Origin of the sequence: Brevibacillus sedimenti, from assembly GCF_020923495.1 — a bacterium.
GTDB classification, from domain to species: domain Bacteria; phylum Bacillota; class Bacilli; order Brevibacillales; family Brevibacillaceae; genus Brevibacillus; species Brevibacillus aydinogluensis.
This window is the reverse complement of sequence record NZ_CP064048.1, coordinates 1800269-1825373: the sequence shown is the minus strand read 5'-3', so window position 1 is coordinate 1825373 and position 25105 is coordinate 1800269. Positions and strand designations below refer to the sequence as shown.

Below are 25105 nucleotides of genomic sequence, written 5' to 3'. Positions count from 1 at the left end.
GTTGGTTTTTCCCTCCGACCCGGGGCGGAGGCACCTTCCTTCCGCAATCGGACAAGCACCCTGGCGAGATGTGGTGAACCATGCGCTGACGTGATCTGACACGAATCGTTTCCTGCTTGAGGGTGCAAATTGTGACAAAATTATGAACTCCACCAAAAAAAGACAGGAAAAATCGGACAAGTGTTGAATTGTGCTGAGGTGCGTGTAAAAAACATCGAATTTAGCCGAATTCCGCGGTGCGGAAACGGGGGACCCACGTTTTTCGGGGTGAATGGCAGCCGCCTGCCGGCCGCCTAGGGCATTCCTTTCGACCGAACCCATCAGCTAACCTCGTAGGCTTAGGAAAGGAGCAGTTTCTTTTGCGCAAAACGGTGGTTACTCTCTTCATCGCCGGGATGCTTGCAATAGGAGCAGGCGCTGCACACGCCCAGGAGGAAAAAACCCTGATGGGTGTTGTCAACAGCCTGTATGGTGTTCCTTACAAGTCGTCCGGCACAACCAAAAACGGATTTGACTGCTCCGGCTTTACGCGCTATGTGTTTCATGCGCTGGGTGTAGATCTGCCTCATTCGTCGTCTGCCCAATTCAAGTTGGGAGTACCGGTGTCCCGCAACGATCTCCAGCCCGGTGACCTGGTCTTTTTCAACACCAACGGGCACAGCGTTTCACATGTGGGCATCTACATCGGAAATGGCTTGTTTGTACACTCGGAGAGCGGCAGAGGAGTCGTCAACACGAAGCTGAACGATCCGTATTACTGGAGCAAGCGCTTTGTGGGTGCCAAGCGGATTGCGCTGCCTGCCATTGCCGAAGCTCCGCAGAATCCACAGAAAAAGAAACCTGTACAAGCAGCATCGCTGCCCGAGGCCACACAGCCGTCGCAGCAGCAAGAACAATCGACGCAACAACAGCAGAATTCACAACAACAACAACAACAACAACAACCGAATCCACAACAACAGCAGACTTCAACACAACAGCAGTAACCGACGCACATTGAGCCAGGGACGACAGGTCTCTGGCTTTTTCTGGCTACATTTAGCACCTGGTGTCAAGAGGTAGTAACATCCATCTTTTCTACGCTGACGCGGCTTGTCCGTGCGGGTGCCAGGAATCTGTCCCCCGCATCAGGACGAACCGTGATATTATGATGAAAGAAACAGGACCAGAACACATCTGGTGACTGGGGGAGAGTTCCGGTGAAAGACCATGTTTTGATAGTGGACGACAATGAGGAAATTCTCGAAATGCTGGAAGATATTTTGGGAAGCGAAGGATACGATGTGTCCACGGCAGTAAACGGTGAGCAGGCGTTGGAGCTGTTGAACGCAGGCACCAAGCCCAATCTGATTCTGCTTGACATCATGATGCCCGGCATGAGCGGCTATGAGCTCTGCTCGCAGATTCGCCGCGAGTGGGAACTGCCCATCCTTTTTCTCAGTGCCAAGGGCAAGGCGGTAGACAAGGTGGTCGGCTTTGAGATCGGAGCCGACGACTACATCACCAAGCCGTTTGACACGGAGGAATTGCTTGCCCGCATCCGCGCCCACCTGCGCCGCTACGAACGCATTCGCCGTTACAGTGAGGAGGCGGCAGAGAAAGAGAGAGCAGCAACCTCCATTACTGTCCTGAAGTTCAAGGGGCTGGAAATTCACAAGGAAACGTACTCCGTTTACGTCAACGACCAAAAAGTTGATCTGTCCACCAAGGAGTTTCAACTGCTTACCTTTCTGGCCGAAAACGCGGGCATCGTCTTTACGCGGGAGCAGATTTACGACCGCGTCTGGGGCTACGGATACGGTTCGCTCAATACGGTTACCGTGCACATCAAGAACCTGCGCGAAAAACTGGAGAAGGATCGCCAGTTCATCAAAACGCAATGGGGGACGGGGTACGTGTTCATCGGGGAGAAAGTGTAGATGAGCATCCGAAAGAAGCTGTTCCTCTCGTTTATCGGCTTGATCACACTCAACCTGCTTTTGTTCAAGTTCGTTTTTGAAGACATCATCGTCGAGCAGTTGAAGACGGACCGGCACAACCAGTACCGGTATGAAAAGGAGACGGCGGAAAAGGTGCGGGTCAATCAGTTGTTGAACTCCAGCGTGTTCAAGGACCCGTCCGAGCGTCGGGAGCTGGAGACACAGCTTCCGGAAGACCTGATGTACAAAATGGTCGTTACGGATGCGGACGGCAACGCCATTTACATCAAGACATCTCAGGCTTACAACCTGAAAAACCCGCATACATCCAATCCCGCAGCCCAGGAGAAAAGCGATCTGAAAGTGGTGGCGGAATACCACTTTCAGCACGAACCCCCGCGTCAGGGACATACCATCATCTACTTTTACACGGATGAATCGGACATTCTCGCCACCAAAGGCGTCTCGATGATGCTGTGGTTCATCTACGGCAGCATCGCGCTGGTCGGCCTCATTCTGCTCACCTTCTTTGTCCGTTGGATCTTGCGGCCGGTCAGCGAACTGTCCCGCGTGACTCAGGAAATCCGTGAAGGCAAGCGCTACGTCTCGTTTAGCTACCGCTCGCAGGACGAGTTTGGCCAGCTGTTCGACTACTTTTCCGACATGGTAAACGAGCTTCGCGAGGCCGAAGACCGACAGTCCGAACTGATCTCGGCCATCGCTCACGACTTTCGCACGCCGCTGACGACCATCAAGGGCTATGCCTCCTACATCGGCTCGGGACGCGTCACCGATGTCAAGCGCATTCAAAAACAGATGCGCAAGATCGAGGAAAAAACGGCTGATCTGGAAAAGCTGCTGGACGAGCTGCAGGATTTTAGCCAGCAAAGCTTGGAGATCAAGCTGAACATCAGCCGCATCCACGTAAAAAGTTTTGTCAAAGGCGTCATCGAAGACTACCTGGTGCGCATCAAGGAGGCGGGGCTGTCGTTTCAGTGGAAGCTGCGCGTCTCCAACGAACTGCACATCGAGGCGGACGAGGCCAAACTGCGCCGCGTGCTGGAAAACCTGCTGAACAACGCCATCTACTACAACAAGCCAAATGGGTCCATCCTGCTTACCTGCGATCAGCGGGACGGGCACGTGCTATTTTCCGTGATCGACAAGGGAGAGGGCATCGCGCCGGAGGACCTGCCCAAGGTGTTCACCAAATTTTACCGCGCAGAAAAATCACGCAACCGGAACAACGGCGGCACCGGCCTGGGTCTGCCCATCTGTCAGAGCATCGTCCAGCGCCACGGCGGCGTGATCACCGCGAGCAGCGAGCTGGGCGTGGGCAGCTGCTTTTCCTTTACGATCCCGTTTTTTCAACCATAATTTATTTCAATTTATTGATGGTTAATATTCACTTTATTTTTATCTGATACAGTATCTCTTGTAAGCAAGCATGTTGCTTTCCGTGATAAATAACCCCCATTTTTGGTATCTGACATCAAGCGGTCATGCTCGGTGGAAAGATGCCTCTTTTTTTATCCCCCTTTATTTCCGCACCTCCAGCCGCATCTTCAACCCGTTTTTCGGACGCAAGGTAACCAGCGGCTCCGGCTCCACCCGCTGTCCCGGTTCGGCCAGCCGCAGGCGGAAGCACTGGGCGATCGTGGCCAGCAGCAGCGCCGCCTCCATCAGCGCAAAGTTGTTGCCGATGCAGATGCGCGGCCCGCCGCCAAACGGAAAGTAGGCGAACGCGGGAATTCGCTTCAGCAAATCGCCGCCGAACCGTTCCGGGATGAATTGGTCCGGGTTGTCGAAATAGCGGCTGCTGCGGTGCATCACATACTGACTCATCATCAGCGTCTCACCCGGACGGTACACGTGCCCTCCGATCTCCACTTCGTCCACCACTTCCCGGTTAATCACCCAGGCCGCGGGATAAAGCCGCAGGGTTTCGCTGATGATCTGATTGGTATAGACAAGCCGCGGGACATCCTCTGCCGTCGGCAGCCGTCCGCCCAGCACCTCGTCCAGTTCTGTCCACAGCTTTCGTTCCGCTTCGGGATGGGTGGCCAGCAGGTACCAGATCCACGACATGGTGTTGGCGGTCGTCTCGTGGCCGGCGACAAAAATGGTCATTACCTCGTCACGCACCTGCTCGTCCGTCATGCCCTGTCCGTCCTCCTCGTCACGCGCGGCCAGCAGCATGGCCAACAGGTCGTTCCGTCCTTCGCCGCCATTCCTCCGCCGTTCCTCGATGATCTCGTATATGGTTTTGTCCAGCGTCTTCGCCGCCTCCTGAAACTTCTGGTTTTGCGGCGTCGGCACGCCGAGCGGAATGTCGATTATCGCCGAAGCCTTGTTCGACACGTACTGCAGCCCGATTTCGATGGCGCGGCCGATCTTCTCGACACCTTCCGTCAATTCTTTGCCGAACATCGTCTCGGTGATAATCGCCAGCGTTACTTTCATCATGTCTTGGTGCACGTCACGGATATCGCCGTCTTTCCACCGGTCCATCATGGCGAGCCCCTGACGGACCATCACGTCGGCGTAAGCGGCGATCCGCTCCCGGCGAAAAGCAGGCTGCATCAGCCGGCGCTGCCGCATGTGCTTTTGTCCCTCGCTGGTGAGAATGCCGTCTCCCACCACTGCACGCGCCACCTGCAGTCCTTTGGCCTTGCGAAAGTGGGCCTGTTTGGTGACCAGCACTTCCTTGATGTGTTCGGGATTGGTCAAGAGATACATGTGCCGGCTGGGACCAAAACGAAAATGGACGACATCGCCGTGCTGTTCCGCAGCCCTCTGCAAAAAGCCGAGTGGATCGCGGCGAAAGGCGAGCAAATGGCCGGATATGGGCAGCCCTTTGGGGGCGGGAATCGTTGTCAGGTTCATCGCAGACATCCTTTCCCAGTATCAGTGTTTGTCTCTAGTATCCATCCGGCCCGGCACCTTATACCACAAACGCCCTTGGGCAGCGTCAAAAAAACAAACCGCCTGAATTATCAGGCGGTCTCTCTTCTGTTTACGAAAGGGTCGGCTTGTCCACCTGCACCAGCCGGTTGGACACCAGCCGCTCGCGCACCTTGATGCCGATCCAGGCGGCCAGCACGGCCTTGATGACTCCCACCAGCAAAAAGGAAACGCCGCCGCTCATGATCGCGGCGCTCCACGGAATGTCCAGCACGTACTTGAGCTGAATCACGCCGCAAACCAGTGTCACAACCATGCCGACGTGGTTGGCCACCAGCGCCCAGCCAATGGAGAATCGGGTTTTCTCCAGGATCAGGCCGGTAATGTAGGCAGTCAGAATGAAACCGAAAATGTATCCGCCGGATTTGCCGGCCAGCACCTGGAGTCCGCCGCTCGCCCCCGAGAAAACCGGCAGACCGACCGCGCCCAGCAGCACGTAAATGATCATCGCCAGCGTGCCGTACCGACTGCCGAGAATGGTGGCGGCCAAACCGACCGCCAGTGTCTGTCCGGTAATCGGAATCAGCGGCAGGGGAATTGTGATTTGCGAAAAAACGGCCGTAACAGCGGCAAACACAGCAGATAAGAGCATCCATCTCAATCGTTCGTTTCTCATGGTAACCTCCCGTTTTTGTCAACCAAAACATAAGATGAGTTAACACTTTAATCATAATGCCTGTCCGAACAAATGTAAATGGCAAAACAGGAGGTATTGAGGCACGCCGAATCGTCAGGCAGACAGGCGGGAGGCTCGCGCTTTCCATTCCCGATCGTTTCGGCTATGCGCGGCGGTCGCAGTATGCCTGGAGGTGAATCAGCGAATCGACCGTGTGATCGATCAGGCGGCGCAAGTCCTCTATGTTGCCCTCGTCGATCTTGCGGTGAAAATCGAGCGTGATCTGATTGGCAAAGCGCTGCGGCGGCCACTCCTGCCGATGCTCGTCTAAACGCGCCTTGACCGTCTGCGTGATGTGCGGCCGGTGTCCCCACACCTCGTTGAGAATCGCGGTGATCGCTTCTGTCTCCCGCGGCACGTCGCTGATCTCCAGGAAATAATGGATGCAGATCGTGCAGCCCACATGCTCTGTCAGCGGCTTGTCCAGCTGCTCCGCCGCAATGTCTGCTAGCGAGGTGCGCAGCTGGATCTGCGCCGTCACCGCCGTGTCACCATCAGCCTTACCTGCCTGACGGAATTCAATCTGAAACAGCCGCTCAAATGTAGCCAGGTCCATCACGTCGGAGCGGCCCGTGATGATGATGGCTCCCTCGAAATCCCGATCGTACACCACTCCTTCCAGCACGACCCGGATATTGTCGAACACCAGCGGATGAAACACCTCCGCTCCTCCTTTCCATCCGAATGGCACACGCTACTAGGATGCCCGTCTTTTTTCCGTTTGGCAAGAACGACTTATACTCCATTATCTATACACAATCCATAAACTGGTATAGTATTAAATCAACATCCAGTTATCTGACTGCCTGTCTGCCAACACCACATATTCTGACGAGGAGGTTTTTCATGACCGCTGCTGATCGCATGCTTGATCGCTACGCCGAATTGGCTGTGAAAATCGGCGTCAATGTCCAGCCGGGGCAAACCCTTGTCATCAACGCCCCCCTCTGCACGGCCGAACTGGTCCGCAAGATTGCCAAAACAGCTTACCTGACCGGAGCCAAACACGTGTATACCGAATGGACGGACGATGAACTGACCCGGCTCCAGTACGATCTCGCCCCGTATGAAGCGCTGACGGAATACCCGATGTGGAGAGCGAAAGCGTACGAGGAGCTGGCCGAGAACGGGGCTGCGTTTCTTTTTATCATCGCGACCGACCCCGATCTGCTCAAGGGAGTCAATCCGGAGCGGATCGCCGCTGCCGACAAAGCGATGAGAACTGCCATGTACACGTTTCGCAACTACACGATGAACAACAGCGTCAGCTGGTCGGTGATCGCCGCTCCCTCTCCTGCATGGGCAGCAAAAGTCTTCCCGAACCTGCCCGAAAGCGAGCAGGTGAGCGCTCTGTGGAATGCCATCTTCCGCGCCACCCGGACAGACGTGGACGACCCGGTGACAGCCTGGCAGAACCATCAAGCAGCACTGAACGAAAAGGTGACCTACCTGAACGGCAAGCAGTACCGCTGCCTTCACTTTAAAGCGCCCGGCACCGACCTGTCGGTCCAACTGCCGCCCGGTCACCGCTGGCAGGGAGGAGCCAGTGTGACCGCAAACGGCGTACCGTTTACAGCCAACATCCCGACGGAAGAAGTCTACACCGCTCCGTTGAAAGACGGGGTGAACGGCGTCGTTTCCAGCACGATGCCGTTGAGCCACAACGGCAATCTGATCGAGAACTTTACACTCCGTTTCGAGCGGGGGCGCATCGTGGAAGTGACGGCAGAGACGGGCTTTGACGTATTGCAGAAGCTGATCGAGACGGATGAAGGCTCCCGCTACCTGGGAGAAGTGGCCCTGGTGCCGCATCAGTCTCCCATCTCCCAGTCCAACCTGATTTTTTACAACACGCTGATCGACGAAAATGCCTCCAACCATTTGGCGATCGGGAATGCCTATCCGGTCTGCCTGGAGGGCGGAGACAACCTCTCCCCCGAGGAAATGGAGCAGCGCGGTCTCAACACCAGCCTCATGCACGTCGATTTCATGATCGGTTCGGCGGAAATGGACATTGACGGGGAACTGGCCGACGGCACACGCGAGCCCATCTTCCGAAACGGAAACTGGGCGTTCTAAACAACATCCTTCCTGCTTCCGGGCCGACGTCGGTCCGGGAGCAGACAAAAAAAGCCGCCCGGCTGCGGCTGTCTTCCCTGCACTTCTCCGCTTGCGCGAAAGACTGATACGGGAACGGCTGCCCTGGCGGCTCTCCTCTCTTAAACGGATGGATGCTTACCGCTTGTTGTAATGGCGCAGGTAGGCATCCTTCGCTATTTTTTCCTGGCAGTCAAAGCACTCGGTCATGTAGGATTCAGCCTGCTCTGTCATCGCTTGGCCGCACACGGTGCAACATTTGGCTTCCAGATTGCGGAAAAAGGTGGCGATCGGCGTCATGATTATAACCTCCCGACGTGTTCGTTGAGGTTATTGTATTATAACAGGGGTTGTTTTATAAAACGTTGTTATAAAACATTACGGCGCATTTTCGCTCGCTTGCTTCTGTTTTCTGTCCGTTTCTCCTGCTTTCGCTGTATTAATACTTTTTTGATTTTTCCGCGCTGTTTTACAACACAAGCGCACCCTGGACATGTTTTGATCAGATCAGCAGGTTAAACAGTGTCGGGTCCTTGGTTACCTCCACGTAGCGAATGCCATGCTTATTCATCCGGTCCACCAACGGCTGATAGTCCTCTCTGCACTTCAGCTCGATTCCGACAAGTGCCGGCCCGTTATCCTTGTTGTTCTTTTTCGTGTACTCGAAACGGACGATGTCATCGTGCGGCCCCAGCACTTTGTCGATAAACTCGCGCAGCGCTCCGGCCCGCTGCGGAAAATTGATGATGAAGTAATGTTTCAAGCCTTCATACAGCAGGGAACGCTCCTTGATTTCCTGCATCCGGTCGATGTCGTTGTTGCCCCCGCTGATGACGCAGACGACGTTTTTCCCTGCAATCTGCTCGCGGCAGGCGTCAAGCGCGGCAATCGGCAGGGCCCCGGCTGGTTCGACGACGATGGCGTTCTCGTTGTACAGTTCCAAAATCGTGGTGCATACTTTTCCTTCCGGCACCAGCACGATGTCGTCCACGATCTCTTTGCAGATTTCGCGGGTGAGCTGTCCCACCTGTTTGACCGCCGCCCCGTCCACGAACTTGTCGATCTCCTCCAGCGTGACGACGTCTCCCCTGGCCAGCGCCTCCGTCATCGAGGGAGCGCCGGCCGGTTCCACCCCGATTATGCGGGTGGACGGACTGACTCCCTTCACGTACGTGCCGACGCCCGCAGCCAGTCCCCCGCCGCCGATGCTCACAAACAGGTAATCGATCGGCTCCGCCATATCGTTCATGATTTCCGCTCCGACCGTGCCCTGTCCGGCAATCACCAGCGGATCGTCAAACGGATGGACGAACGTCATGTTCTGTTCCAGACAGTAGGACATCGCCTCCGCAAACGAATCGTCAAACGTGTCGCCGACCAGCACTACGTCGACATACTCACCTCCGAACAGCTTGACCTGCGACACTTTCTGCCGCGGCGTCGTAGCCGGCATGAAAATATGGCCGCGAATCTGCAGCAGCCGGCAGGAGTAGGCCACGCCCTGCGCGTGGTTTCCGGCGCTGGCGCAGACCACTCCCCTTTGCCGCTGTTCATCCGAAAGGTGGCGGATCAGGTTGTAGGCGCCGCGAATTTTGAACGAGCGCACTACCTGCAAATCTTCCCGCTTCAAGTAGACGTTGCAGCCATACCGCTCGGACAGGAGCTTGTTTCGCTGCAGCGGCGTTTTCTCGATTACGTCTTTGAGCAAATGGTTGGCGACGATGATGTCTTCCATGTTGACAGCAGGCATGTGTTTTTAGCTCCTCCCCTGATGGTGATATCGGCAGCGCGGAACATGCAAAAAGCCCCCGCCTCCAGCCTTCGGCGCATCGCGCACGACTGGCTGAGGCGAGGGCATCGCGGTACCACTCAGCTTCTCTGCTTTCCTCGCGAAAAACAGACTCGGCGAGTTCCCCTGAGCAGAACTCCCGCCCGGTAACGGGGGCGTGACCGTTGCCCTGTACTCAAATCGGCGATCCCGTTCTTTCCAAGGCACAGCTCCAAGGTGATATTCAAAACAGGCCAGCGGCTGTCCTTTCAGCACGAGGGACAGCTCTCTGTGCGCCGCTTCTGTTTTTACTCGTCCTTTTCCGCGCTGTTCAACCAAAAAGAACTATTTAAATTAGTAAGAAATTATAGTCATTTTGCCATGCATTGTCAATGCTTTGCCACTCCCCCGCCAAATAAAAAAGCGGGGTCCGCCGTCCCCACTTGGTTTTGCTAAGATAGTTACACCGCTTCGTAGATCGCTTCGTAGCGCTTGCCGATCTCCTCATCGCTCATGCCGGCGTCGCGCAGACGCTTGATCAGCGCAGTAGCCCAGATTTCCGAGCGCTGTGCCATCTTGGCGTACTTTTTCGCCTCTTTTTCCCTGCGCTTGGCGCGATCCTCGCCGTTGGACTTCAGGTTGTCGAGGATGAACAGCATGTGCAGCGTCTCGTCCTCGTTCAAACTGGTCCAGTTGTCGTTCAGAAACGCAACCACTTTCTTATAGTATCCGTCAAACTCTTCAAAGGAAATCTCCGTATCCATGTTCAGATATTCCTTCATTTTGTCAAACAGCTCTTGCATCTTTCGTCACAACTCCCTCGTTTTTTTCTGCCCTATTATAGCAAAAAACGGGACAAGGGAGAAAGCCGCATCATGGTCAGATTGGCGGCGCTGTCCCTTCGGATTGTGATGACAAAAACGGGACGGAAAAATTCTGCCGGAAAAGCAGGTGTGGAGCGAATTCATTTTGGCACAGGTCCAGGCAGCGGTATAATGAAGGGACAACCACCTGTGAAGGAGATCGGCACGCATGAACAAATCGTCGCAAAAGGAAGCCGCCATTCGCATCGGCCAGCAGATGACCCTGACGATCAAAAGTCTCGGCATCAACGGCGAAGGCATCGGCTATTACAAACGAAAAATCGTCTTTGTGGATAAGGCCTTGCCCGGGGAGGTGGTGCACGCCGAAGTGACGGACGTCAAGGAAACGTACGCCATCGCCAAACTGGTGCGCGTGGTGGAGCGCTCCCCTGCGCGGGTCGAGCCGCCCTGTCCGGTCTATGAGGAATGCGGCGGCTGCAGCCTGCAGCACATGGATTACCAGGCCCAATTGGCCAGCAAGCGGGAGCTGGTGATCGAATCGCTGCGCAAGTACGCCCGGCTGGAGAATCCGCCGGTGGCGGAGACGATCGGCATGGACAACCCCTGGGGCTACCGCAACAAGGCGCAGTTTCAGGTAGGACGGCAGAACGGCCGGCTGGTGGCCGGCCTGTACCAGACCGGCAGCCACCGCCTCGTTGACCTGGAGGAATGCCGCGTGCAGCACGAGGCGACGAACGAGATCGTCCGCACGGCGCGGCAGATCATGGAGGAGCTGGGCATTCCCGCGTACGATGAACGAAAACGGACCGGTGTCATCCGCACCATCGTCGCCCGCGTGGCCTTTGCCACAGGCGAGACGCAGCTCACGCTGGTGACGGCGACCGAGGAGTTTCCGCGCGTCAAGGAACTGATCCTGGAACTGCGCACCCGTCTGCCCGGCCTGGTCAGCATCGTGCAGAACGTCAATCGAAAAAAGACGTCGCTGATCTTCGGCGACTCCACCCGCCAGCTCTGGGGAAAACCGTCGATCGCGGAGCAGTTGGGGGAGCTGTCGTTTGACCTGTCGGCCCGCGCCTTTTTCCAGCTGAACCCGGAGCAGACGCGCAAGCTGTACGAGGAAGTGAAAAAAGCCGCCGGGCTGACCGGCAGCGAACTGGTGCTGGACCTCTACTGCGGCACGGGGACAATCGCCCTCTGGCTGGCGCCGTACGCCCGGGAAGTCCGGGGCATCGAATTGATTCCCGCTGCAGTCGAGGATGCCCGCCGCAACGCCGAGAAAAACGGGGCCGCCAACGCCACCTTCCACGTCGGCCGCGCCGAGGTGCTGATGCCGAAGTGGGCCAAGCAGGGCGTAAAACCGGACGTGGTCGTGGTTGACCCGCCCCGCACCGGACTGGACGACGCCCTGATCCGCTCCCTCCTGGAGGTGCAGCCGCAGCGGATCGTCTACGTCTCCTGCAATCCGTCCACTCTGGGCAAAGACGTGGCGAAGCTGCTGGCCCGCTACGAACTTGTCAGCGTCCAGCCGTTGGATATGTTTCCGCATACGAGTCATGTGGAGTGTGTGGTGTTACTTACTTTGAGAGGGGCAAAAGAGTAAGTCCGTTGTTTTTCTGACACACCTGATACCAAGGGGCTGTTTGCCCCCTGCCCGCGTCGCGTTTTGGTGCGGACGCGATCCGCTTCTTTGCTGGTCGTCAAGAGAGCGAGCGGGCCCTACCACCCATGCGCCATGGACTTTGTCTGCACACGGAGACACGGAATTGCTGTTCCGTGTCTTTTTGCTGTAATTACAACGTTTTATATTAAATAACGGTTGCATGGAGTTCCCCGTTTGCTGATTGGGCGTATCGAGGGATTCGTCCCGCTTCGACAAAACCGATCGACGTATAGAGGTAATTGGACCGATCTCCTTCCCGCGTGTCGAGCACCAAAAGCGAGCGGCCTTCCTGTTTTGCCCGCTCTTCCGCTTTTTGCATGAGCGAGCGGTTGCTATACTCTGGCAGCCCATATTTCGATTTCAATTTTAATTTCAGGCAAGCCCAGTGCAGTAATATAGCCAACGGTCATCGCAGGATAGTCATTTCCGAATAACTTGTCCCACTCGGCGTAGAAGAAATCCCAATCAAGTTTTTCCGTGGCCCAGATATTCACTTTAATAATATGTTCGCTTGTCAAGTTTTCCGATTCCAGAATTGCCTTGATATTGGCAAATGTATGAACCACCTGCTCATTCAAAGCCGCTGGTATCTCCCCTTGAGGGGTTACGCCGATTTGTCCTGATGCCACAAACAGTTCGGCACCTCTCGGGATTTTGGTGATGTGCGTGTACTTCCCAACTGGCGCCGGGACAGTTGCGGGATTTGTTCTGGTAATTTTTCCGCTCATTACAGCAACACCTCGTCATGTTGGATTGTTTACCGTGATGACACGCATGTTCGCGATCTCTATTTTGAGTGCGGACACTCCCTTTCTCTTAAAAAGTAAGTTTTCTACAGTATACATAAATCATGGGGTATAATAAACAATCATCTGCCAAAAAATGCTATATTTTCAAACCTTACACCGCTGTCGGCATTCATGGAAAGACGGCAATGAAAAAAGAAAGGAGTGGTACTGTGCATGAAAAAAAGAAAACCCGCCTGGTATAAATGGGCGGCTCTCACGGCTTGTGTCGCATTGCTGGTTGGCATTAGTCTTTTGGTTCCCAAACCAGGCAGTGAACAGCCTCGTACAGGCGCCATCTTGGATGTCGTTTATCCCAAGGCTTATGCCTTTGACGACCATGACACATGGAGTGAGGTTCGCGAGCAAAATCCTGTTGCGGATGATTTTATTGAGGCCGTCAATGAATTCGCGTATAAGACTAGCCCCCATATCCTGAATAACGGCGGCAAAAACGTAAATTACTCCCCTCTCTCGCTCTACTTTGCGCTGTCGCTTGCCGCATCCGGTGCTAAGAACGAGACACAGGCACAATTGCTTCATGTATTGGGTGTTTCCGATCCGGCAATTCTTTTGGAACAGTCAGGAAATTTATACCGCACGCTTTACAGGGACAATGACATCGGCAAGCTGAAAATCGCCAATTCCATCTGGATGAATCAAGAACACGATGGGAAACCGGTTCAAATCAAACATGACTTTGTAAAACACGCAGCAGAACATTTCTATGCAAGTTCCCACATTGTCGACTTTGCCAAGGAAGAAGCCGGAAAAGCGATGGCTGCCTGGATATCAGCCAATACGAACGGTACACTGTCTCCCAGGCTGGAAACGAGTGCGGATCAAATCCTGTCAATCCTGAATACCGTATACTTCTATGACGAATGGGTTGATCAATTTGATAAAGAGAAAACAGCCGTGGATGTGTTCCACCTCGCAGATGGTCATGATGTACACGTCGAGTTTATGAATCAGACGTTTGGGACCGGAAGCTATGCAAAAGGAAAGGGGTTTACTCGCGCCGGCCTGGGGCTCAAAAATGGGGGACAAATGGTATTTATCCTGCCGGATCGCGGGGTATCCCCTTACGAGCTGCTTTCATCCCCCGAGCAAATGCGGAAGGCGTTTGAAGAAGGCGAGGACAGCCATGGGCAAATCGTCTGGAAAATCCCCAAATTCAGCTTTCAGTCAAACCTTGACCTGGCCAACGTTCTCAAAAAACTTGACGTGATTTCAGCCTTCACACCCAGGGCAGACTTTAGCGGTATTACCGATTACACAGCGTTTTTTTCCAGAGTCCTTCAAGGAACACATATCGCGATTGACGAAAACGGCGTGGAAGCGTCCGCCTATACGCTGATCGCCTATGCCGGTTCCAGGCCGCCGGAAAGCCGGGCAGAAATGATTCTTGACCGGCCCTTTATCTACGGGATTACGGCACCAAACGGCAGCCTGCTGTTTGTGGGGATATGCGAAAATCCTGCTGAATAACAGCGATTCATTTGCTCCTTTCGAGCTGCGTGGAACGTGTGGCACTGTATGGATTTGTCTGTTTGAAGCCAGATTGTTAAGATAGTACCAACGTCATAATCAGGAGGCTGCCAGATGTTGAACATCATTATTACGAGTGTATTGGTTGACGATCAAGAGAAGGCATTGCAGTTTTATACAGAAACACTGGGGTTTGTCAAAAAGCAGGACGTTCCCATGGGGAAATTCAGGTGGATCACGCTTGTTTCTCCCGATCAGCAAGACGGTACCGAGCTGTTGCTCGAGCCAAATGACCATCCTGCCGCCAAAGCGTATCAGCAGAAGATCTATGCCGATGGCATCCCCGCAACCATGTTTGGCGTTGCAGATATTCAGAAAGAATACAATCGATTGGTGGAACAGGGCGTGAAGTTTACGAAGGAGCCGACCAAAGTCGGTGACGTCACAATCGCCGTCTTCGACGATACATGCGGCAACCTTATTCAACTGGTACAGAAGTAACTGTGTTAAACGAACGGGCCGCACCATCGCTGGAGTGGCTTTCACTAGACCCTGTGTTTTACCAACTACCAGATGAAAGTCGCGATCGTCGGTGATTTCAGCAGCTACCAAAGCAACAGCCTGAACGCCTTCATGTACGAATCCAATCAGGGAAACATGGTCTTATTCAAGGAGACCGAATCCGACGCCCTAGAGGCACTTCACCAGATATCAGCGTGAAAGCCAAAAAGTGGGGGAAAGAATATATTGAAGTGGAAAAAGCCGGTTTGAAAGTGAATGTGAAACAGAATGCAGAACCACGAACGGGAGCATGTGCAACACAGGCTCCCATTTTTTCGTGTAAAGCAGGGGGGCCCGCATGGCCAGACGCAAAAAAAGGGCCTAATAGCCCCTTTTTTGCGTCTCATGATTCACCGGCCGTGTCAGCGCAGCTTGGCCGGGTCCACCTCCGGCACAAGACCTTCCGCCGCTGCCCGCGTGAGCAGAGCGGTGACCGCCTCATACCCTTCTTCGCCCAGGTCGGCGGTAAACTCGTTTACGTACAGGTTGATGTGCGCTTTCGCCACGTCGGGGTCCATCTCTTGCGCGTGGTGCAGCACGTACTCACGCGACGCTTCCGGGTGAGCCCATGCGTATTCGACTGACGCGCGGATCCAGCCGGCGATGGCCTTTTGATCGAGCGAACGGCGAGCGATGATCGCCCCCAGCGGAATCGGCAGGCCGGTATCTTCTTCCCACCAGCTTCCCATGTCGGCCAATAGGCTGAGTCCGTACGAGGGGTACGTAAAACGCGCCTCGTGGATGACCAGTCCGGCGTCGATCAAGCCGTCACGCACCGCCGGCATGATTTCGTGAAAGGGCATCACTACGATCTCGCCAACACCTCCCGGCACGTTGCGGGCGGCCCACAGGCGGAACAGGAGGTAGGCGGTTGAGCGTTCGCTGGGGACCGCCACGCGACGACCGGACAGCACCCCCGGATCGTTGCTGCCAGTCTTGGTCAGCACCAGCGGTCCGCACCCACGGCCCAACGCCCCTCCGCACGGGAGCAGCGCGTACTCGTTGAGCACCCACGGCAGGGCTGCATACGAAATCTTGAGTACGTCCGGCCCGTTGGGTGCCGCTGCCAGGCCGTTGGTAATGTCGATGTCGGCGTATGTGACATCCAGCTTGGGTGCGCCGGGGATCAGGCCGTGCACCCAGGCGTGGAATACAAACGTGTCGTTGGGACAAGGCGAAAAGGCAATTCTCATCGTAGCACCTCCAGGAATACTGAGCTTGCTGCCTCCAATGCGTTCAGCGCCTCCGCGATGCGCCAGGAGGCACGGTCACGCGGTCCGACCGGGTTGGAAATGGCACGGACCTCCAGGACGGGGAGGCCGCATTGACGGGCGGCAACAGCCACGCCATAGCCCTCCATCGCTTCAGCAGCCGCCCCGGGCACACGCACGCCCAATGTACGAGCGGTCTCAGCGGTGCCTGTCACAGTCGTTACCGTCAGGACGGGGCCGGTGCTGACGGGCAGCCCCGCCTCGCGCAGCGCCTCGGTCACACGGGCCGCCCACTCAGCGGGGACCTGGATGCGGGCAGAACCGAATCCCAGCTCGTCCACGCTCAAGAAGCCGTCCGGAGTCTCCGCCCCCAGGTCTGCGGCGATAATCTCGTTCGCCACCACCAGGGAGCCCACTTCCGCCCGTCCCGTAAAACCGCCGCCGATGCCGGCAGACACGACCAGGTCGTACGGGCCAACAGCCAGGGCCCGCGCCGTACTGGCTGCCGCTGCCGCCGCGCCGACGCCCCCTGCCAGCACGTCAAAGCGGCGGTCGCCGCGCAGTCCGCGCAAGACCACGTCTCTCTCTGCCGGAACAGCGGTCATCACGAGCACGCGCATGTCCGCTTTCCGCCGTTCGTGACCGATACCTTCGAGCGATCCCGTTTGCGGGTCCATCTTCATCTCTCTGATCTCTCCTCATTCATGATGCGTATATCCTTCCAACCTTCATGCACGTTCACACTCTTCCTCAACGTTATCGCTATCTCGTCTTCCTGTAAAGTTGTTTGCCAAAAACGATGTGCTCGGCCAGCGGTACGATCAACGCCATCAAGTCTTCCGTGAAACATGTGCCGAACCAGGAAACGATCACCATAGGACACAAGACCCATCTTTGCCGTTTTTTGCAGTCCGAAAGCAACGAATGTCTCTCTCAAACGTCTACTAGATTGGTAGATTTCTTCCGCCTACACGGCAGATCTTGTACGGGAACATTTTTCACGCAATAAGGAGGATTGTGAATTGAAACGATACCGCTTGCTGATGAGTCTGCTCCTCCTGCTGTTTGGGCTGCAGCCGATCGCAACGGCAGCTCAGCCGCAGACGAGCACAGGGGTGACCGCCAATGCTGCCGTCGGCCAATCGATTCCCCCGACAGTCCCGCCGGACATCGTCAATGGAACGGCTCCGCAACCTGTCATCAATCCGAACGCCGGTGCCGAGGGGAGCAGCACCCCTGTGAACCAGTCCCAGCAGGAGATGCGCGCCGCATGGGTGAGCACGGTGTACAACATCGACTGGCCGTCGAAACAGGGCCTGAGCATCGACGCGCAAAAACAGGAGTACATACGCTTGCTGGACGAGCTGAAAGCGACCGGCATGAACGCCATCATCGTCCAGGTGAGAGCGGAATCGGACGCCATCTACCCTTCCGCTCTCGTTCCCTGGTCCAAATGGCTGACCGGCACGCAGGGAAAACACCCGGGCTATGATCCGCTCGCCTTCATGATCGAAGAAACGCATAAGCGCGGCATGGCGTTTCACGCCTGGTTCAACCCGTTCCGGGCCAGCACGAACAAAGATCCGGGAAAACTGGCGGCAAATCACCCCGCCAGGCTGCATCCGAATTGGGTCGTGCCTCACAATAACCAACTGATCTTCAACCCGGGCATTCCGGAAGTGAGGCAGCACGTGATCGCCACCATTCTGGAAGTGGTGAACAAGTACGATGTTGACGGCGTGCACCTGGACGATTATTTTTATCCGTACGGGCAGGAAGCGTTTAAGGACGATGCGACGTATGCCGCCTACAATCAAGGGAGATTTGCCAATAAAGGCGATTGGCGCCGCGACAACATCAACACCTTCGTCCGCGACCTGTACCAGTCGATTAAACGCGTAAAGCCGCAGGTGGAGTTCGGGATCAGCCCGTTCGGCATCTGGCGCAACGCGAAGGACGACCCCACCGGTTCGGACACGAACGGCCAAAGCTCCTACGACAACCTGTACGCCGACGTCCGCACGTGGATTCGCAGCGGCTGGCTCGATTACGTAGCGCCTCAGCTCTACTGGAGCATCGGGTACAAGCCGGCCGCGTACGACAAGCTCGTCCACTGGTGGGCGGCGGAAACAAACGGCACCCCCGTCAAACTCTACATCGGTCACGCCGCGTACCGCGTGGGCAGCAACACGACCGACTGGGCGACCAGCGATGCGCTGATCAAGCAGCTCCAACTCAACAAGGCGTATCCCCAGGTAAAAGGCAGCATCTTTTTCAGCGCCAAAACGCTGCTGAACAATACCGCAGGGGTGGGTTCCAGCCTGAAACAGTACTATGCGGCGCAAACCCCGTAACAACGGGTCAAGAGCCGAAGCGGCGCGGTTCACGTCACCTGCAGCCGACGGCTTTGCTGACACACATAGTGCCTCTGTAGACAACTTGCGGAAAAATCAACAAGGATCGTGCGGACATCCCGCAACGATCCTTGTTTTTTGACGGGAACGGCGGTTGCCGCCCCCCTAGTGATAGCCCCGTTCGCCAAACGGCTGCAGCTTTTCCATCCAGGTTTCCTCCAGCTTTTTCAGCTTGTCCTTGGTCTCCTGGTATTTGTCCTGCTTCACTTCCAGGCGCTCCACCACCTCAATGTCAAAGGCGTCTTTCCCGTATTCGTTCCACTCCTGCTGCAGCTTGCTGTTTTTGTGACTGCCGTAATTCAGCTGAAATTGCGTGCCGTTTATGGTCTTCAGGTTCATGGTGCTGCCGATGAACACTTTCCCGTTTTGTCGGTTGGTAATCCGGTAGACACCCGCCTCAGTCTTCATTTCCTTGTACAGTTGTTTCAGTTCCGCTCGTCGATCCATCGGTATCTCTTCCTTTCCCTCAAAATCACGCTTTCAGCCAGTATTGGCTGCCGTCGTCCTTTCGATCCAGAAACCCGTAGTCGATCAAATACCGTCTGACGGTAACGTAGTCGTCATACACCGCCTGCAAGATCTGATTGACTTCTTTTTCCGTGTAGATGCGCTCAGGCTGAAACCGCTTGGCGATTTCCCGCAGCACCACCAGTCTGTGTTTTTCCTTCGAGGGGAAAGTCTTCAATGATCCATCGGTTCCTGCCGGGAAGTACTTTTTCAATAACTTGTCGTACTCGTCCAGCGTCACATTGTACCGATCGTCCACCATTCTGGCGGTGTGATGCACATCAATGAAGGTCGGCGCGTACTTGTCCCGTTCTTTCAACAGCTCCATCAACGTCAAAAACACCTTGGCCTGACGCTCCTTCTCCTTCAAGGCAAAGCGGTGATTCCGGATCGTGGAAGCGCTGCCGATGCCCAGCTCCTTCTGCACGTCCGCGTCGCTATTTCCCTGGTAAAACAGGCGCAGCAGACGGTTTTGATGGTCCGTCAGGCCGGTCAGCTTTTTGTCCAGCCGGATCAGGTAGTCAAACACGGACTGATGCGCCTGTTCAATGTGAACGCGCATATACCGCTCCGCTTCATAGAAAACGCCGTCAGCCGGATAGACGACGCCTTTCTCCAGCCGCTTGCCGCAAAGCAGGCATACAACATGATCGTCCTGCAGAATGTACCCGCGTTTCAATTCCTCCAACGAGGCGTTCCAAAACAGTTCCGATACGCCAATCACACAAACACACCCTTGTTTTGTTTATATTTTTATAGACATTTTATTGTTTTGTCTATAATTTTGTCAAGGTGTGCTTGTATCCATTCGCAGGCTGACGGAGAAAAGATCGTGTCTCCGTCTATTTTTTCTATTCTGAACATACCTGAAAATGCGCAAGCGACTGGACAGTTAATGGTATAATAAAAACATAATTATTATCGTAGGAGGGGAATGAATGGAAGAAACGCTCAAACAACATGCCACTCACAAAAAATTGACCCTCGGCAAACTGCTCAAGAGGGCGCTGTTCATCCTGATCGGATCGGGCCTCGTCTCCGTCGGGCTGGAAATCTTTTTGGTCCCAAATCGGATTATTGACGGAGGAATTGTGGGGATATCCATCATCTTGTCCCACTTGACGGGCTTGACGCTCGGGTTGTTCCTGTTCCTGCTCAATCTGCCGTTTCTGATCGTCGGCTACAAACAGATCGGAAAAACGTTCGCGCTTTCCACGCTGTTGGGTGTTTCCGCCATGTCGGTGGGGACAACGATGCTGCACGACGTTCGTCCGTTGACGGAAGACCCGCTCCTGGCAGCCGTATTCGGCGGCATCATTCTGGGCATTGGTGTGGGGCTGGTCATCCGCTACGGAGGATCGTTGGATGGCACGGAGATCGTGGCGATTTTGTTCAACAAAAAGACGCCGTTTTCCGTCGGCGAGATCGTCATGTTCTTCAACGTGTTTATTCTCGGAAGCGCCGGCTTCGTGTTCGGCTGGGATCGCGCCATGTATTCGCTGATGGCCTACTACATCGCCTTTAAGATGATCGATCTGACCATCGAAGGGTTCGAAGGCTCCAAATCGGTCTGGATCATCAGCGACAACTACAAGGAGATCGGGGACGCCATCGTCGCCCGGCTGGGACGCGGCGTGACGTACCTGAGCGGAGAAGGCGGGTATACCGGCGACGATAAAAAAGTGGTGTTCTGCATCATCACCCGCCTGGAGGAAGCCAAGCTGAAGCTGATCGTCGAGGAAGTGGACCCCGGCGCATTTCTCGCCGTCGGCAACATTCACGACGTCCGCGGCGGGCAGTTTAAAAAGAGGGATATTCACTAACCATTCGACTGGAAAAACGTGCCGCCTCGTGCAGAGGAAGCACGTTTTTCGCTTTTTGCCGTGTTGTATTCTATTTGCCGCCCGTCTCCCGCGGCAGCCTCGCCACCACCCGGCTCGCCTGTTCCAATGCCTGCGGAGACAGCTTCAGCGTCCAGAGCGGATCACACGCTCCTGTTTCACCTCGTCCCGTTCCTTCAGATCATCGGCGGGCGGAAACAGCATCGCCACTGTCGTCCCCCTGCCCGGTTCGCTCTCGACGCGTATCTCTCCACCGTGCGCCAGCACCAACTGCTTGGCAATCGCCATGCCCAGGCCGGACCCGCTGGCGTCTTCCTGCGTGTGACCTCCCCGGTAGTACCGTTCAAACAGGTTTTCCTTCGTCTCTTCGTCCATTCCCGGGCCGTCGTCTGCCACCTTCACGACAAACCCGCCGCCGCTGTTTGGTCCGACTGACACCAGCACGTTGGTTCCGGGCGGCGTATGCTTCACCGCGTTGGCCAGGACGTTGGCGACGATCCGCCGGAACCATTTGCCGTCCACCTGCCCCAACAGCGACGCCACCTCCGGTTGAAAGCGGATGACGTGCCGCTCCGCCCCGGGGTCGTTGACCGTATCGACGACGATGCGCCGCACCTGTTCCACGATCTCCGCTGTTTTCTTCACCATCGGCAGGGCGTTGTTCTTGAGCCGGTACGTCAGGTTCAAATCCTCGATCAACCCGGTCATGTAGTCGGCCTTTTCCCGAATAATCCCGCCGAACCGGCGAATCTCGCCGGGCCCCCATTCGTACTGGTCCGATTCCAGGATGGCCGCGTAGCCGTAAATGGAACTGAGCGGCGTCTTCAAATCGTGGGACAGGCCGGTGATCCACTCTTCCCGGGTCCGTTCCATGTCCTTTCGCCGCCGTTCGCTGTCGCTCAGGACGGCCGTCAAATGCTGCAGAGCGTCAAAGATGTCCTGAAACACGGCAAACGACTTCTTCCGCCTGCCCCTGCGTGTGGTGCCCACGAGCCTGCCGTTTCGGCCTGTCGGTTCTTGATAGCGGCCGTTTGCCAACTGTTCCAGCCAGTTCATCATGTGCAAGAGCGGCTGACCCACCCTGCGCCCGTACCACAGAGCAGCTGCGAGCACAACCAGCACCAGGATCAGCACGATTTTTAACAACGCCTCCTGCACCAGGCGATCGCTGTTCTCGGCGGCGGAGGTGCCGGGGCGGTAGAGCGGATTGGGGACGCCGACAACAAACGTGCGGCCGGTAGCCTCATCGTAGCGGCTGATGATATTGACCGGCCGGCTTCTCCGCTCCTGTTCCGCCTGCAGTATCTCAGCCGCCTCCAGCCGTTTGGCCGCCTGCGGATTGTTCCACTGCTCCACAAGGCTCCCCTGTCTGTCGTACACGGCCAGCCAGGCGTTGTGTTGGCGAAACGCCTCCTGCACTTCGCTCCCTGGCGCCGGACGGGAGACAGCATTTTCACCGGCCTCCCGCGGCAGCACCAGATGCAGCAGCCGAACCTCCGGCGCCGGGGTGCCGTACAGCACCAAATAGCTCTCCTCTCCCGACCGGATCGTCCAGATACGGGTGTGATGCGGAAAGCCGCTTTCGGGCTGAGCAAGCCCCACCAGTTCGCCCGGCGTGTACCGGCGCGGCACATCAGGCGGACAGTTGTAGGCGTAGACCGCTTCGCCGTTTCTGTCGATGACCTGCAGCCAGCCGTTTTGATTTTTTACGCTGTGCTCCACGTCCTCGTCGACGCGGACGCCATTTTTGTCCACAGCAATGAAGAACAAGGACAAGTCGCTGGCGCTGAGGAGGCTTAAATCGGTTGCCATTTCCCTTTTTGTGAGCTGGTAGCCTAACAATGCGAGCGAGATCACCAGCACGACGATCAGCACCACAAAAAACAGGAGCAGCTGGCGGAAGTGATGGACGATCATTTTGCGGCGCAGCCTCATCGCTTCCTCCCGTCAGCCACCAGTTTGTAGCCCAAGCCTCTTACCGTGACCAAGTATTTCGGCTGGCTCGGATTTTCTTCAATTTTCTGCCGCAGCTTGTGAATGTGGACCATGACCGTGTTTTCGTCAAAGAAGCCGTACTCGTTCCAGACGTGCTCGTATATCTGTTGCTTGGTGAGGACGCGGTTGGGACGCTCACAAAAAAAGAGCAGCAGGCGAAAGACCTGGGCGGAGCATTCCACCGGCTTGCCGTCGACGATCAGTTCGGCCGCCGCGACGTTTACCTGAAACCGGCCGAAATCGTATACGCGGCCGGAATCGTATGGCTGCTCCCTGGACTGGGACAGCGTCCGGCGCAAGTGTGCCTTCATCCGCGCCACCACTTCCAGCGGATGAAACGGCTTGGTGATGTAATCGTCCGCTCCGTACGCAAAGCCGCTCAGCTTGTCATAATCGGAGTCGCGGGCGGTCAGGAAAAAAATCGGCGCCTGCGTTCGCTGCCGTATCGCGGTGCACAGCTCAAACCCGCTCCTGTCCGGCAGCATCACGTCCAGAATCAGCAGGTCGTAAGCCTTCTTCTCGATGAGCCGGATGGCCTCTTCCGCACGCGTGCAGGTGTCCACGTTGCGGAACCCCTCTTTTTCAAGCACGGTTTTGAGCATCTGCAAAATCGCTTCTTCATCATCGACCAGCAATATGTGCGCTTGGTGTTCCACAGCCGTTCCCTCCTTGTGTTTTCATCATACCACGTGATGGAGCGCGGGCGGGTGACGACCGACATGTTTAAGAAAACGATAAGGAAGCGATTGGGGAGAAATAAGGCTCTCCTTTTACACTGAATCGTGAAAGGAGAGGAATCAACATGTGGGCAGTTTGCTTTCAAGAGTGTACCCGTCTGTTGCGGAGCGTGAAGTCGCTCATTACCGTCGCTGTGATCGTCGGGATCTCCTATTGGGTCTCCGATCTGGTCAATCAGGTAGCAGACATATTCTCGGAAAAGGAGCTGGCGCACGGACATGCGCTGGGCGTGTTCGTGCTGGTGATGCTTTTCGGGCCGCTGTTTGTGTTTGGCCTGTCCCATGACATCATGAACCGGGAACTGTCCAGCCGGACGATCCGGTTTTTGCTTACCCGTACCTCGCGGGCGAGCATCGTGCTCGGCAAATGGTTCGGTGTCCTGCTGTTCTGGACGTGCTGCATGCTGGTCACGTTTGGCGTCCTGTTCGCCTCCGTCCGCACGTTTGACGCCAACACGCTGTGGCAGTGCATGACACTGTTGGTGTACAGCACGTCCCTCGCGCTGTTGATGTCCATCGCGGTGCCGCGCCCCAGCTACACGATGTTTGCGGGGATCGTCCTGGGGTTGGGACTGCCCTTTCTCGGCCTCTGGACGCTCGTCTCCTCCCATGCCACGGCGAAGTGGATCGGCTATCTGACCCCCTACTTCTACATCGAAAAAGGGGGCGCGTTCACCGGCGTCATCTGGCTGTACGCACTGCTCTTTTTCAGTGCGTCCGTCTATCTGTTTCAACGGAGGGATTGCTAGTGGCACTCGTGGAAACCAACCAGTTGACCAAGCGTTTTGGCGAGCGAACGGTCGTCGACGGCGTCACCCTGTCCGTAAACGCCGGCGAAATCTTCGGGTTTTTGGGAAAAAACGGGGCTGGCAAGTCGACGTTCATCAACATGCTGACGGGCATTATCCGCCCCACTTCCGGTACGATCCGCATGTTTGACGGCGTCGGCCAGCCGGATGACTGGAAGCGGCGGATCGGCGTCCTGCCCGACTACTCCACCTTTTACGACTCACTGACGGCTCTGGACCACCTGCGCTATCTGGCACGGGTCAAAGGCATCCGTCTCAGCAAAAAGGAGTGCGAGCGCATCCTGGAGGACGTCGGTCTGGCGGAACACGCCGGACGAAAGGCAAAGACGTTTTCCTTCGGGATGAAGAAAAAGCTGGGCATCGCCCAGGCGCTGGCGGGCGATCCGGAGCTGCTGTTTCTCGACGAGCCGACCTCCGGCGTGGACGTGGAGTCGGCGCTGCAGATTCAGCAACTGCTGCTCAGGCTGCACAAGCAGGGAAAAACCATATTCATGACCTCGCACAACCTGCATGAGGTGGAAAAAATCTGTACGCGGATCGCGATTATGAAGGCGGGGAAGATTGCCTCCCTGGGCAGTCTGGCTGAACTGCAGGCGGCGCATCGCTCCTGGCGCACCGTCCGTGTCCGCCACTCCCAATTGGCCGCAGAACAGAAGCCCGAGCTGGTCGCCTTCGCCGAATGCATCGGCCGCCATCTTCAGTGGGAAGAGGGCCGGTTCTCCCTGCAGGTGGACGACGACCAGAACGTGGCTGCGCTGGTGCGGGCGCTGGTGCAGGCCCGCGTGGACATTTACGGCGTCCACGTGGAGGAGCCGTCCCTGGAGCGCATTTTTCTCGAGGAATGAC

Annotated in this window: 25 protein-coding genes, 1 pseudogene, 1 riboswitch and 1 other annotated feature; of the genes and pseudogenes, 12 read left to right on the top strand and 14 right to left on the bottom strand. The window is 56.1% G+C overall.

Annotated features, from left to right (window positions below):
- Window positions 1-212 precede the first annotated feature (212 nt).
- Window positions 213-354: riboswitch (cyclic di-AMP (ydaO/yuaA leader) on the top strand.
- Window positions 355-359: 5 nt separating this feature from the next.
- The 3 genes from IRT44_RS08985 to IRT44_RS08975 all read left to right on the top strand — a co-directional run bounded on the left by IRT44_RS08985 (window position 360) and on the right by IRT44_RS08975 (window position 3296).
- On the top strand, window positions 360-986 hold the full coding sequence (locus IRT44_RS08985) for a C40 family peptidase (RefSeq protein ID WP_230077793.1): 627 nt from the start codon (window positions 360-362) through the stop codon (window positions 984-986).
- Window positions 987-1199: 213 nt separating this feature from the next.
- Window positions 1200-1919 (top strand): response regulator transcription factor, encoded by a 720-nt coding sequence (locus IRT44_RS08980; RefSeq protein ID WP_230077792.1) that lies wholly within the window; start codon window positions 1200-1202, stop codon window positions 1917-1919.
- The gene (locus IRT44_RS08975) at window positions 1920-3296 is read left to right on the top strand and encodes a sensor histidine kinase (RefSeq protein WP_230077791.1); all 1377 of its coding nucleotides are present in this window, start codon (window positions 1920-1922) and stop codon (window positions 3294-3296) included.
- Between the two features lie 162 nt (window positions 3297-3458).
- Here the strand turns inward: IRT44_RS08975 and IRT44_RS08970 are convergent, their stop codons facing one another.
- From IRT44_RS08970 to IRT44_RS08960, 3 genes are all read right to left on the bottom strand, one after another.
- Window positions 3459-4805, bottom strand: a complete 1347-nt coding sequence (locus IRT44_RS08970; RefSeq protein ID WP_230077790.1) for a cytochrome P450 — start codon at window positions 4803-4805, stop codon at window positions 3459-3461.
- Between the two features lie 130 nt (window positions 4806-4935).
- Window positions 4936-5499 (bottom strand): biotin transporter BioY, encoded by a 564-nt coding sequence (locus IRT44_RS08965; RefSeq protein WP_171565077.1) that lies wholly within the window; start codon window positions 5497-5499, stop codon window positions 4936-4938.
- Between the two features lie 163 nt (window positions 5500-5662).
- Complete coding sequence (locus tag IRT44_RS08960) at window positions 5663-6220, bottom strand: hypothetical protein (RefSeq protein WP_171565078.1); 558 nt, start codon at window positions 6218-6220, stop codon at window positions 5663-5665.
- Between the two features lie 185 nt (window positions 6221-6405).
- On the opposite strand from IRT44_RS08960, the gene IRT44_RS08955 reads away from it, so the two are divergent.
- Window positions 6406-7638: an aminopeptidase gene (locus IRT44_RS08955; protein WP_212132664.1), complete on the top strand. Its 1233-nt coding sequence runs from the start codon at window positions 6406-6408 to the stop codon at window positions 7636-7638.
- Between the two features lie 156 nt (window positions 7639-7794).
- Here the strand turns inward: IRT44_RS08955 and yhfH are convergent, their stop codons facing one another.
- The 3 genes from yhfH to IRT44_RS08940 all read right to left on the bottom strand — a co-directional run bounded on the left by yhfH (window position 7795) and on the right by IRT44_RS08940 (window position 10227).
- On the bottom strand, window positions 7795-7956 hold the full coding sequence (gene yhfH / locus IRT44_RS08950) for a protein YhfH (protein WP_171565080.1): 162 nt from the start codon (window positions 7954-7956) through the stop codon (window positions 7795-7797).
- Window positions 7957-8158: 202 nt separating this feature from the next.
- Entirely contained in the window at window positions 8159-9406 is a 1248-nt protein-coding gene (gene ilvA / locus IRT44_RS08945) for a threonine ammonia-lyase IlvA (RefSeq protein WP_212132663.1), read from the bottom strand.
- A 91-nt stretch (window positions 9407-9497) separates the two neighbouring features.
- Window positions 9498-9758 (bottom strand) — a binding site (T-box leader).
- 127 nt (window positions 9759-9885) lie between these two features.
- Window positions 9886-10227 carry a hypothetical protein gene (locus IRT44_RS08940; protein ID WP_171565082.1) on the bottom strand — a complete coding sequence of 114 codons (342 nt, stop codon included), beginning with the start codon at window positions 10225-10227 and terminating at the stop codon, window positions 9886-9888.
- A gap of 229 nt (window positions 10228-10456) precedes the next feature.
- Between IRT44_RS08940 and rlmD the strand changes: the two genes are divergently transcribed.
- Window positions 10457-11848: a 23S rRNA (uracil(1939)-C(5))-methyltransferase RlmD gene (gene rlmD, locus IRT44_RS08935; RefSeq protein ID WP_230077789.1), complete on the top strand. Its 1392-nt coding sequence runs from the start codon at window positions 10457-10459 to the stop codon at window positions 11846-11848.
- Window positions 11849-12053: 205 nt separating this feature from the next.
- Here the strand turns inward: rlmD and IRT44_RS08930 are convergent.
- A pseudogene (locus IRT44_RS08930) lies at window positions 12054-12236 on the bottom strand (GNAT family N-acetyltransferase); the annotation flags it as partial.
- 4 nt (window positions 12237-12240) lie between these two features.
- A complete protein-coding gene (locus IRT44_RS08925; protein WP_230077788.1) occupies window positions 12241-12636 on the bottom strand; it encodes a RidA family protein in 396 nt (131 codons plus the stop codon).
- Between the two features lie 234 nt (window positions 12637-12870).
- Here IRT44_RS08925 and IRT44_RS08920 point away from each other — a divergent pair, with 234 nt between their 5' ends.
- The 3 genes from IRT44_RS08920 to IRT44_RS08910 all read left to right on the top strand — a co-directional run bounded on the left by IRT44_RS08920 (window position 12871) and on the right by IRT44_RS08910 (window position 14904).
- Entirely contained in the window at window positions 12871-14184 is a 1314-nt protein-coding gene (locus tag IRT44_RS08920; RefSeq protein ID WP_230077787.1) for a serpin family protein, read from the top strand.
- Window positions 14185-14301: 117 nt separating this feature from the next.
- On the top strand, window positions 14302-14685 hold the full coding sequence (locus IRT44_RS08915) for a VOC family protein (RefSeq protein WP_212132683.1): 384 nt from the start codon (window positions 14302-14304) through the stop codon (window positions 14683-14685).
- A gap of 51 nt (window positions 14686-14736) precedes the next feature.
- A complete protein-coding gene (locus IRT44_RS08910) occupies window positions 14737-14904 on the top strand; it encodes a DUF4180 domain-containing protein (protein WP_268255225.1) in 168 nt (55 codons plus the stop codon).
- 203 nt (window positions 14905-15107) lie between these two features.
- On the opposite strand, the gene IRT44_RS08905 is transcribed toward IRT44_RS08910, so the two are convergent.
- Together IRT44_RS08905 and IRT44_RS08900 are read right to left on the bottom strand one after the other, a co-directional pair.
- Window positions 15108-15938, bottom strand: coding sequence for a 1,4-dihydroxy-6-naphtoate synthase (locus IRT44_RS08905; protein ID WP_171565087.1), 831 nt, complete (start codon window positions 15936-15938; stop codon window positions 15108-15110).
- The gene (locus tag IRT44_RS08900; RefSeq protein WP_216369327.1) at window positions 15935-16633 is read right to left on the bottom strand and encodes a futalosine hydrolase; all 699 of its coding nucleotides are present in this window, start codon (window positions 16631-16633) and stop codon (window positions 15935-15937) included. Before IRT44_RS08900 ends, IRT44_RS08905 begins: the two co-directional genes overlap by 4 nt.
- Before the next feature lie 345 nt (window positions 16634-16978).
- Here IRT44_RS08900 and IRT44_RS08895 point away from each other — a divergent pair, with 345 nt between their 5' ends.
- Window positions 16979-18310, top strand: coding sequence for a glycoside hydrolase family 10-like protein (locus tag IRT44_RS08895; protein ID WP_230077786.1), 1332 nt, complete (start codon window positions 16979-16981; stop codon window positions 18308-18310).
- A 165-nt stretch (window positions 18311-18475) separates the two neighbouring features.
- On the opposite strand, the gene IRT44_RS08890 is transcribed toward IRT44_RS08895, so the two are convergent.
- The gene (locus IRT44_RS08890) at window positions 18476-18817 is read right to left on the bottom strand and encodes a GIY-YIG nuclease family protein (RefSeq protein WP_171565088.1); all 342 of its coding nucleotides are present in this window, start codon (window positions 18815-18817) and stop codon (window positions 18476-18478) included.
- A 25-nt stretch (window positions 18818-18842) separates the two neighbouring features.
- Window positions 18843-19598: a DUF2087 domain-containing protein gene (locus IRT44_RS08885; protein WP_212132680.1), complete on the bottom strand. Its 756-nt coding sequence runs from the start codon at window positions 19596-19598 to the stop codon at window positions 18843-18845.
- Window positions 19599-19815: 217 nt separating this feature from the next.
- Between IRT44_RS08885 and IRT44_RS08880 the strand changes: the two genes are divergently transcribed.
- Entirely contained in the window at window positions 19816-20700 is an 885-nt protein-coding gene (locus tag IRT44_RS08880; RefSeq protein ID WP_230077785.1) for a YitT family protein, read from the top strand.
- 144 nt (window positions 20701-20844) lie between these two features.
- On the opposite strand, the gene IRT44_RS08875 is transcribed toward IRT44_RS08880, so the two are convergent.
- The gene (locus IRT44_RS08875; protein WP_230077784.1) at window positions 20845-22653 is read right to left on the bottom strand and encodes a sensor histidine kinase; all 1809 of its coding nucleotides are present in this window, start codon (window positions 22651-22653) and stop codon (window positions 20845-20847) included.
- Window positions 22650-23369, bottom strand: a complete 720-nt coding sequence (locus IRT44_RS08870) for a response regulator transcription factor (RefSeq protein ID WP_268255218.1) — start codon at window positions 23367-23369, stop codon at window positions 22650-22652. The genes IRT44_RS08875 and IRT44_RS08870 overlap by 4 nt, the downstream gene beginning before the upstream one ends.
- A gap of 146 nt (window positions 23370-23515) precedes the next feature.
- On the opposite strand from IRT44_RS08870, the gene IRT44_RS08865 reads away from it, so the two are divergent.
- Both IRT44_RS08865 and IRT44_RS08860 read left to right on the top strand, forming a co-directional pair.
- Window positions 23516-24199, top strand: coding sequence for an ABC transporter permease (locus tag IRT44_RS08865; RefSeq protein WP_230077783.1), 684 nt, complete (start codon window positions 23516-23518; stop codon window positions 24197-24199).
- Window positions 24199-25104: an ABC transporter ATP-binding protein gene (locus tag IRT44_RS08860; protein ID WP_171565093.1), complete on the top strand. Its 906-nt coding sequence runs from the start codon at window positions 24199-24201 to the stop codon at window positions 25102-25104. The genes IRT44_RS08865 and IRT44_RS08860 overlap by 1 nt, the downstream gene beginning before the upstream one ends.
- Window position 25105 lies beyond the last annotated feature (1 nt).

Coding starts and splice junctions, on each gene's coding strand:
- IRT44_RS08975 (WP_230077791.1), top strand. CDS start 1,920: ATGAGCATCCGAAAGAAGCTGTTCCTCTCGTTTATCGGCTTGATCACA.
- IRT44_RS08970 (WP_230077790.1), bottom strand. CDS start 4,805: ATGAACCTGACAACGATTCCCGCCCCCAAAGGGCTGCCCATATCCGGC.
- IRT44_RS08965 (WP_171565077.1), bottom strand. CDS start 5,499: ATGAGAAACGAACGATTGAGATGGATGCTCTTATCTGCTGTGTTTGCC.
- IRT44_RS08955 (WP_212132664.1), top strand. CDS start 6,406: ATGACCGCTGCTGATCGCATGCTTGATCGCTACGCCGAATTGGCTGTG.
- yhfH (WP_171565080.1), bottom strand. CDS start 7,956: ATGACGCCGATCGCCACCTTTTTCCGCAATCTGGAAGCCAAATGTTGC.
- ilvA (WP_212132663.1), bottom strand. CDS start 9,406: ATGCCTGCTGTCAACATGGAAGACATCATCGTCGCCAACCATTTGCTC.
- IRT44_RS08940 (WP_171565082.1), bottom strand. CDS start 10,227: ATGCAAGAGCTGTTTGACAAAATGAAGGAATATCTGAACATGGATACG.
- rlmD (WP_230077789.1), top strand. CDS start 10,457: ATGAACAAATCGTCGCAAAAGGAAGCCGCCATTCGCATCGGCCAGCAG.
- IRT44_RS08925 (WP_230077788.1), bottom strand. CDS start 12,636: ATGAGCGGAAAAATTACCAGAACAAATCCCGCAACTGTCCCGGCGCCA.
- IRT44_RS08920 (WP_230077787.1), top strand. CDS start 12,871: ATGAAAAAAAGAAAACCCGCCTGGTATAAATGGGCGGCTCTCACGGCT.
- IRT44_RS08905 (WP_171565087.1), bottom strand. CDS start 15,938: ATGAGAATTGCCTTTTCGCCTTGTCCCAACGACACGTTTGTATTCCAC.
- IRT44_RS08900 (WP_216369327.1), bottom strand. CDS start 16,633: ATGGACCCGCAAACGGGATCGCTCGAAGGTATCGGTCACGAACGGCGG.
- IRT44_RS08890 (WP_171565088.1), bottom strand. CDS start 18,817: ATGGATCGACGAGCGGAACTGAAACAACTGTACAAGGAAATGAAGACT.
- IRT44_RS08880 (WP_230077785.1), top strand. CDS start 19,816: ATGGAAGAAACGCTCAAACAACATGCCACTCACAAAAAATTGACCCTC.
- IRT44_RS08875 (WP_230077784.1), bottom strand. CDS start 22,653: ATGAGGCTGCGCCGCAAAATGATCGTCCATCACTTCCGCCAGCTGCTC.
- IRT44_RS08865 (WP_230077783.1), top strand. CDS start 23,516: ATGTGGGCAGTTTGCTTTCAAGAGTGTACCCGTCTGTTGCGGAGCGTG.